At 70.4% G+C, this 277-nt stretch carries 1 protein-coding gene; it reads left to right on the top strand.

Annotation, left to right across the window (positions count from 1 at the left end; translation table 11 throughout):
• Nucleotides 1–277: LysR substrate-binding domain-containing protein (locus AAEY75_RS14870; RefSeq protein WP_352260003.1), on the top strand; the 277-nt coding region annotated here is incomplete at both ends.

Raw genomic sequence — 277 nt, 5'->3', positions numbered from 1 at the left:
GGATGCATGCCCACGGCGCCGATGCGCGTTGCGGGTATCGGGTGGATACGCTGCTCGGCCTGTTCGCCGCGGCACGCGCCGGCATCGGTGCAGCCGTGTTGCCGTGCTACCTGGCCGACGACGAGCGCGATCTGGTGCGGCTGGGCGGCCGGATCGACGAACTGGCGACCGACCTGTGGCTGCTGACTCATCCGGACCTGCGCGACACCGCGCGGATTCGCGCGTTCTCGTCGTTCGTCGCAACGTCGATCGAGGCCTTGCACGCGCGGCTCGCAGG

The organism is Psychrobacter sp. TB55-MNA-CIBAN-0194 (assembly GCF_040309505.1).
Taxonomy (GTDB): Bacteria; Pseudomonadota; Gammaproteobacteria; order Pseudomonadales; family Moraxellaceae; genus Psychrobacter; species Psychrobacter fozii.
Note: the sequence above shows the minus strand (reverse complement) of the source record. Positions and strands in the feature narration are given on the sequence as shown.